Annotated in this window: 4 protein-coding genes and 2 pseudogenes (1 of these 6 cut by a window edge); 3 read left to right on the top strand and 3 right to left on the bottom strand. The window is 63.4% G+C overall.

Features of this window, described 5'->3' with window-relative positions; all coding sequences use genetic code 11:
* From ACFE99_RS10625 to ACFE99_RS10615, 3 genes are all read left to right on the top strand, one after another.
* A partial coding sequence (locus tag ACFE99_RS10625; protein ID WP_375484993.1) for an acyl-CoA dehydrogenase family protein occupies positions 1-280 on the top strand: 280 nt, incomplete at its 5' end.
* A 106-nt stretch (positions 281-386) separates the two neighbouring features.
* Complete coding sequence (locus ACFE99_RS10620; protein WP_375484991.1) at positions 387-1,232, top strand: alpha/beta fold hydrolase; 846 nt, start codon at positions 387-389, stop codon at positions 1,230-1,232.
* Between the two features lie 9 nt (positions 1,233-1,241).
* Positions 1,242-2,822 carry an AMP-binding protein gene (locus ACFE99_RS10615; RefSeq protein ID WP_375484989.1) on the top strand — a complete coding sequence of 527 codons (1,581 nt, stop codon included), beginning with the start codon at positions 1,242-1,244 and terminating at the stop codon, positions 2,820-2,822.
* Positions 2,823-3,217: 395 nt separating this feature from the next.
* On the opposite strand, the pseudogene ACFE99_RS10610 reads toward ACFE99_RS10615, so the two are convergent.
* The 3 genes and pseudogenes from ACFE99_RS10610 to ACFE99_RS10600 form a co-directional block, all read right to left on the bottom strand.
* A pseudogene (locus ACFE99_RS10610) lies at positions 3,218-4,722 on the bottom strand (class I adenylate-forming enzyme family protein).
* Positions 4,723-4,869: 147 nt separating this feature from the next.
* On the bottom strand, positions 4,870-6,393 hold the full coding sequence (gene fadD4, locus ACFE99_RS10605; RefSeq protein WP_375484987.1) for a fatty-acid--CoA ligase FadD4: 1,524 nt from the start codon (positions 6,391-6,393) through the stop codon (positions 4,870-4,872).
* A 313-nt stretch (positions 6,394-6,706) separates the two neighbouring features.
* A pseudogene (locus ACFE99_RS10600) lies at positions 6,707-7,428 on the bottom strand (SDR family NAD(P)-dependent oxidoreductase) (it continues 110 nt past the right edge of the window).

Raw genomic sequence — 7,428 nt, 5'->3', positions numbered from 1 at the left:
GGCCTTCGACGTGGAGCGAATGGACTCGGTGGTTCGCCACGCGGCCGCCGCGGCAGCGAGCGATCCCTCGGAACTGCCGGTGCTCGCTGCGCTCGCCAAAGTGTTCTGCTCGGAAGCGTTCTTCCGCGTCGCCGCAGAGACGATTCAGGTTCATGGTGGTATCGGTTTCACCTGGGAGCATCCGGCGCATCTGTACTTTCGCCGGGCCAAAAGCAGCGAGTACCTCCTCGGCGATCCGGTGAAGCATCGGGAGATCCTGCTGCAAAGAATCGGCGTGTGACCCGGTTTGACCGGTGAATCCATTGCGAAAACGGCGCCCAACCCGGGCCTGAATCAGCTATATAGTTACCCTGTTAAAGCACCAGGTCTGCAGAAGGTTACCCGCTGTGACTGACACCGTTATTGTCGACGACGCCGAGATCGAATACACCGACGCCGGGTCGGGGCCACCACTGGTTTTCGTCCACGGCGTCTATGTGACCGGGGCAGTGTGGAACGACGTTGCCGAGCGGTTGTCCGACACCCACCGTTGCATCGTGCCGACGTGGCCATTCGGTGCCCAGCGCAAGCCAGTCGGTTCGGCAGTCGATCTGAGTGTGGCGGCGGCAGGCCGGCGGATCCTTCACTTCCTTGACGCGCTTGGCCTTTCCGATGTGACGCTGGTGGCTAACGACACCGGCGGCGGCATCGTCCAGGCCGCGCTGGGCAATGATCTGCTCGACTTCAGCCGGGTGGCGCGGCTGGTGTTCACCAACTGCGACAGCTTCGAGCACTTCCCCCCGTCGGGCTTCGCACCGTTGGTGCGGTTATGCCGGCTCAACGCGACGCTGGGCGCAGCGGTGGTGCGGCTGCTGGCAACCCCGCCGGGTCTGGCCCGTTTCGCCTCGGCCGTCACCCGCCACGGCATCGATGTCGCTCGCCGGCCCGCGATATTCGGCGGCTTCGCCAGTTCGGCCCAAGTGCGCCGGGAGGCGGTGCGGCTCACCGCCGACCTGGACCCGCGCTACACGCTGGCCGCGACCGTGGCGATCGAAGCGTGGGAAAAGCCGGTGCTGATCGCCTGGGGCAACGCCGACAAGCTGTTTCCAATGGCGCACGCCCACCGCCTCGCCGGCGCGTTTCCCAACGCCACGCTGCACACCATCGACGACAGCTCGACCTATGTGATGCTGGATCAGCCGGACGAAACGGCCAGGGCGATCAGGTCCTTTGTCGCGGGCGCCACCAATTAGTCCGCCACAGTGAAGCGGCACGACTTGCAGTTTGTCAGCATCCCGCGGATGGTGCTGTCCAGCGTGAAGCGCTACGGCGCTGCCGAGGCGGTGGTGGACCTCGACGCCGGGCTGCGGTGGAGCTTCGCCGATGTCGCCGAGCGCATGATCGAGTCGGTGCGCGCGGCCATCGCCTTCGGTGTCCGACCCGGCGACCGGGTGGCGCTGTGGGCGCCCAACGGTGCGCACTGGATCGCAGCGGCGCTCGGAGTGTTGGGGGCCGGGGCGATCCTCGTACCGCTCAACACCCGTTTCAAAGGCGGCGAGGCCGCCTACATCCTGCGCAAGAGCGGCGCCAAAGCGGTGCTGACGGTCCCGAAATTCCTTGGTAACGACTACATGTCGATGCTGCGAGCCGAAAAGGTCGGTATCCCGGTCGTCCTGGTCGGCCCCGACTGCGTCGATGGCACAACGGCATGGACCGACTACCTGACAGCCGGCGCGGCCGTCGAGGAGTCCACCGCACGAACGCGCATCGAAGCAGTGGGCTCCGACGACCTGTCCGACATCATGTTCACCTCCGGCACGACCGGGGCGCCCAAAGGTGTGATGCTGACCCACGGGCAGTCGTTGCGGGCCTTCGGTTACCTCACCGACGTGTTCACCTTCACCCCGGGAGACCGGTATCTGATAGTCCCGCCGTTCTTTCACACCTTCGGCTACAAATGCGGCTGGATGGCCTGCCTGATGCAGGGGGTATGCGCCATCCCCCAGCCGGTCTTCGACGCCGATGTCGTGTTGGGCCGCTTGGCCGGCGAAAAAGTATCGATCCTACTCGGCCCGCCAACGCTTTTCGCCGACATCATCGCTCATCCCGGTCGCCGCGAATTGGACCTCTCCCGGCTGCGGGTCGCCGTGCCGTCAGCCGCTAATGTGCCAGCATCCTTGTACACCCAACTACGCGACGAACTCGGCTTCACGGTGGTGCTCTCCGCCTACGGACTCACTGAGGCGACCTCGCTTGTCAGCACGTCTGATCCCGGCGACGACCTCGACGACATCGCTAATTCAGTAGGCCGTCCCGCCCGCGATGTCGAGGTCAAGATCGTCGACGACACCGGCGCCGAAGTGCCCGTCGGCGAACCGGGCGAGATATTGGTGCGCGGCTACACCGTTATGCGTGGCTATTGGGAAGATCCGCAAGCGACCGCCGCGGTGATCGACTCCGAGGGCTGGCTGCACACCGGAGACATCGCGACGATGAACGAGCGGGGTTTCCTCAAGATTGTGGACCGCAAGAAGGACATGTTCATCGTCGGTGGTTTCAACGCTTATCCCGCCGAGATCGAGCACGTCCTGCGACAGCATGACCACATCGCCGATGCGGCGGTGATCGGTGTTCCCGATGAGCGCATGGGCGAGGTCGGGGCCGCTTTCGTCATCGCCGAAAACCTCACCGAGGAGGCTTTGATCGCCTGGGCCCGGCAACGACTCGCTAACTACAAAGTGCCCCGCCACGTCATATTCGTCGACGAGATCCCGCGCAACGCCAGCATGAAAATCCTCAAGGGTCCGCTACGTGAACAGTGGGCCCACCGGACCACTCTCTGAGGTCGGGGCAGCGTTCGGTAGCGGGCCTGCAAAGACAATCACCCGCTCGCTAGCTCACCGCCACAGCGGGGACAACGCCAAAACCGCCCGCGACGCCTCGGGGCGGCTGGTCTGCGGAACGCAGAGCCGTGTTCGAAGTGAGTCACGAAACGCTCCCACTGGGCAACGGTGTCAAGGATTTCCATCGACAGCACACCCGAGCGCGTCCGCGGATTGCCCGCTCCCCGGAAAAGCAGAAGGTCAAGCACTCCCAAATCCTCGGGCGGCTGAGCCGCATCCGGGTCGGTCATAGCCAGCTCACGAGTCGCGCCGCTGAATAGGCAGCGGTACGCCTGCGGTGCTGTCACCACGCCGCCGTGTCAGGCTGTTGATCACCGTGCCTCCTTTACTTCTGACTATGACCACGGATCGGCGCCGGCGAATTTCAAACTTTCAACGATCTCCCGGCGCAGTACTTTTCCGGTCGCAGTGGTGGGCAGCTGGTCACGAAATACGATGCGGTCCGGCGTTCGTGAGCCTCGTAGCTTTTTGCGCGCGAAGTCGCGCAACTCCTCGGGTCTGGGCTCACGGCCGGCTCAGGAACCACAACCGCCACGATGATCTGGCCCCACTCGGCATCCTCGAGGCCGACTACGGCGACCTCGCGGACGCCGGAATGCTCGATCAACACGTCTTCCACTTCCGAAGGCGCGATGTTCTCGCCGCCGCGGATAATCGTGTCGTCCGAGCGCCCGGCGATGAATAAATAGCCGTCCTCATCCACCATCGCGAGATCCTTTGTGGCGAACCATCCTTCGCGGTCGAGAACCGAGCCGATTCCTGTGTATTTCCCCGACACCTGCGGCCCACGGACGAACAACTCGCCCGTCTCGCCCGGGCCGAGCACAGTGCCATCCTCGGCGCGAATTTGCACCTCGATGCCCGGAACGGGTCGGCCGACAGAGCCCAGCCGCCGTGCAACTTGCTCGTCCCTCGAGCCGTACGCCTGGCGATGATCCTCTGGTGTCAGTACCGCAATTGTTGAGCTGGTTTCGGTCAATCCGTACGCGTTGACAAAACCTACCCCCGGCAACAGCTCGAGTGCCTTGCGAACTAGTGGCAGCCCGACCTTCGACCCTCCGTAGGCCAGATTGCGCAATGTCGGCACCGCGGTCGGCTCGCTTTCCAGCACGGCGACGATCCGGTCGAGCATCGTAGGTACCACTGTGGCGGTGGTAACGCGCTCGGTGACGACGAGTCGCAGCCACTCGTGCGGGTCAAACCGACGCAAATACACAATCTTTCGACCCGCATAAAGATTTGACAAGGCCGCACCCACCCCGGCGATGTGGTAGGGCGGCACACACACCAGTGCCGCGTCGGTTGGATGAGCCGAACCGAACTCGACTGTGCCGGTCACGTAGCTGGTGAGGTTGCCGTGGGACAGTTCTACTGCCTTCGGGCGCGACGTCGTCCCGGAGGTGAATAGCACGATCGCGACGTCATCGGTGTCGGCGAAATCCGACGCCCGCTCGGCGGTGCCTGCGGCCGCCACGAACTCCTCCGACGTCAACACCGGCCTGCCGGCGTCGCTAACGGCGTCGCGGTACTCGGCGTCAGCGATGACCAACGGCTCGGGCAACCGGCCGATCAGCTGCCGCAGGCCATCTTCACTCAGCCGGTAGTTCAACGGGGTTAACGGAACATTGGCCCGCGCCGAGCCGAAGATGAGCAGTGGAAGCATCACACCACCGGTACCGACGTATGCGACATGCCGCGCCGCGGTGCCAGTGATGACACCCGCTCCTCTGTCGGCCAGTTCACCAAGCCGCGCGACCGTCAATCGAACATTTCCGTCTACGACTGCGAGCCGGTCCGGCTCTGCCGAAACGGCCATCTCCAGCAACAATGAAATGCTCACTCGCGCCTCGCGACTTCTTCGGGCAACAACCCAAACATCTAGCTCTATTACAATTTCGGTTCCGACCTCAGGTAGCTATTTTCAAGGACAGCCTGCCCACTCAGTCCCCGTCGGCTGGCTGCGGCCCAGTGTCGGTTAGGGCGGTGTTCATATTCGCGAGTACTTGTCCACCAGCTGCTGCTTGTAGAGCTTGCCGGTGTCAGTGCGGGGCAGCTCGGCCTCGAAGTAGATCGAGCGCGGACACTTGTAATGGGCCACCCGGTCACGCAGCCATGCGCGCAGCTCGCCGGCGAACTCCGGTGTTGCGGTGGTCGGGTCGACGGTCTGCACGACCGCCGCCACCGACTGCCCCATCTCCTCATCGGGGATGCCAAAAACCGCGGCATCGAGCACTTTGGGGTGGGTCACCAGCACGTTTTCAGTCTCCTGAGGATAGATGTTGACCCCGCCCGAGATGATCACGTGATGGCGCCGGTCGGTCAGATACAGATAACCGTCCTCGTCGAGGTAGCCCACATCACCGACGGTGACCCAGCCGTGCGCGTCGCGGGAGGCGGCGGTCTTTGCCTGATCCTTGAGGTACTCGAAGGAGTAACCGCCCTCGTAGTAAATTTCGCCGACTTGCCCGGGCGGCAACTCGACGCCGTCCTCGCCGAGGATGTGGGGTTTACCCACGAGCGATCGCCCCACCGACCCGGGATGCGCCAGCCACTCCTCGGCCGTAATGAACGATGCCCCAACGCCTTCAGACGCCGCATAATACTCATCGATGATCGGGCCCCACCAGTCGATCATCTGGCGCTTGATTTCCACGGGACACGGCGCAGCGGCGTGCACGACCCGCCGTAGGCTCGATACGTCGTACGATTCGCGGATATGCTGAGGCAGTTTGAGCATCCGCACGAACATGGCCGGCACGAACTGGGCATGGGTCACTCGGTGACGCTGGATGGCGTCAAGCGCCCCCTCGGGATCGAACTTTTCCATCACCACCGTCGTAGCGCCGAGCGCCTGCACCGACATCGACCAGTAGGACGGGGCGGTGTGATACAGCGGTGCGGGACTCAGGTAGACCGAGTCACGAGTGATTCCCACCGCTGCCAGCAGCGGCTCTAGCATATTCGAGGCTTCGGCCGGCGGCAGATGCTGCAGTTCTCGCCGAATTCCCTTCGGGCGACCTGTCGTTCCGGACGAGTACTGCAGCAGATCGCCCTCAAGCTCGACGTCGATCGGCGTATCGGGCTGATCGGCAACGCACTGGGGGTATCGTGCCCAGCCGTCGAGGTCCGCGTCGGCGATCAACCGTAGCGCGGGTAAGCCAGCGGGCAGGTATTCCGCCAGTCTTGCGCATACTTCGCGCATCGCGCGTGAACCAATCAGGGCCTTGGCGCCGCTGTTGTCGAGGATGTATGCCGCTTCAGCCGCGGTCAGATGCGTGTTGATGAGCACGTAGTACAGCCCGCTGCGCCGAGCTGCCCACATCAACGGGTGGATGTGTTCATTGTTCTCGAGAAGTGCGGCAATTGTGTCGCCCTCCCGCAATCCGGCCTGCACGAAAAAGTGCGCGAGCCGATTGGCCCGCTGCTCCAGCTTGGCAAAGCTCAATGCAGTACCCGACGGGTACAAGATGAGCGCCGGCCGCGACGAGTGCATCCAATCCCGAATCTGCATCGGTGGTGAACTATACGGCCTCAGACGCCGACGCGCATGATCTATACATCTAATTATATATACAATGCTTCACTATGTCGTGTGGAAGGCCAGGTCTTGGCTAGAGGTCGTCTTGCAGCGCCGGGACTGCGGCGCCTTCAACGGCCAATGTATTCATGGCCATCGGCCCGCCGCTGCAAAGACGACGGTGGGACGGCGCGCCAATCAGCCAAACGTGACATCGTCGACCACCTCGCGTTGGCGCTAGCCCCCAAGGTGAACATGTCGACAGGCAAGCGAATCGGACACTGGACCGACTTCACCCGACAATCCGTTAGGCGTAGAAGGATGACCCTGCATCAACATTGATGTTCGCTCCGGTCGTATAGGTGTTGCGACGCGAAGCCAAAAAGCAGATCACCGGACCGATCTCCTCGGGTAACCCGGCGCGGCCAAGGTCTGCGCGAACCGCGAACTCTGTTGAGATGTAACGCATCACCGACTCCGGATCATCGGCGGACACGCCCCGTTCCGGCGGCAAGCTCGAGATGTGCTGCACCATTTGGTCGCTGATGAATGTGCCCGGCGAGACAGTGTTGGCAAGTATGCCCTCGGGGGCCAATTCCAGAGAAAGGTTCTTGGTGATGCTGTTCAACGCCGCCTTGGCAGCCGTGTACTCAATAAGGCCGTGACCCTGGCTGCGCGCCGACATAGCTGAGACGTTGACAATGCGCGCCCAGTCGGCCGCCCGCAGCAAGGGCAACGCGGCGCGGGCGCAACGCAGGGCCGCCAGCGCGCCGAGAACGAAGGCGTCGATGAACTGTTGGTCGCTGACGCGGTGCCAAGGTAGCTGCGAGACCGCCGGCCCGGCCGCGCACACCAACGCGTTGAGCTCACCCCAGCGTTCGCCGATTTCGGCGAACGCCGATTCGACGCCTTGCGCGTCGGTCACATCGACCGACACCGCAAACGCATCGGGGCTTCCCAGTTCGCGAAGCCGAGCCACACTGCGATCTAGAGCGTCGCGGCTGCGAGCCATAACCACCACCCTGGCTC

The sequence above is a fragment of the uncultured Mycobacterium sp. genome, assembly GCF_964249325.1.
Lineage (GTDB): Bacteria > Actinomycetota > Actinomycetes > Mycobacteriales > Mycobacteriaceae > Mycobacterium.
Note: the sequence above shows the minus strand (reverse complement) of the source record. Positions and strands in the feature narration are given on the sequence as shown.

Bases quoted from the DNA above. Each gene is read 5' to 3' on its own strand.
- fadD4 (WP_375484987.1), bottom strand. From the start codon at position 6,393: ATGCAGATTCGGGATTGGATGCACTCGTCGCGGCCGGCGCTCATCTTG.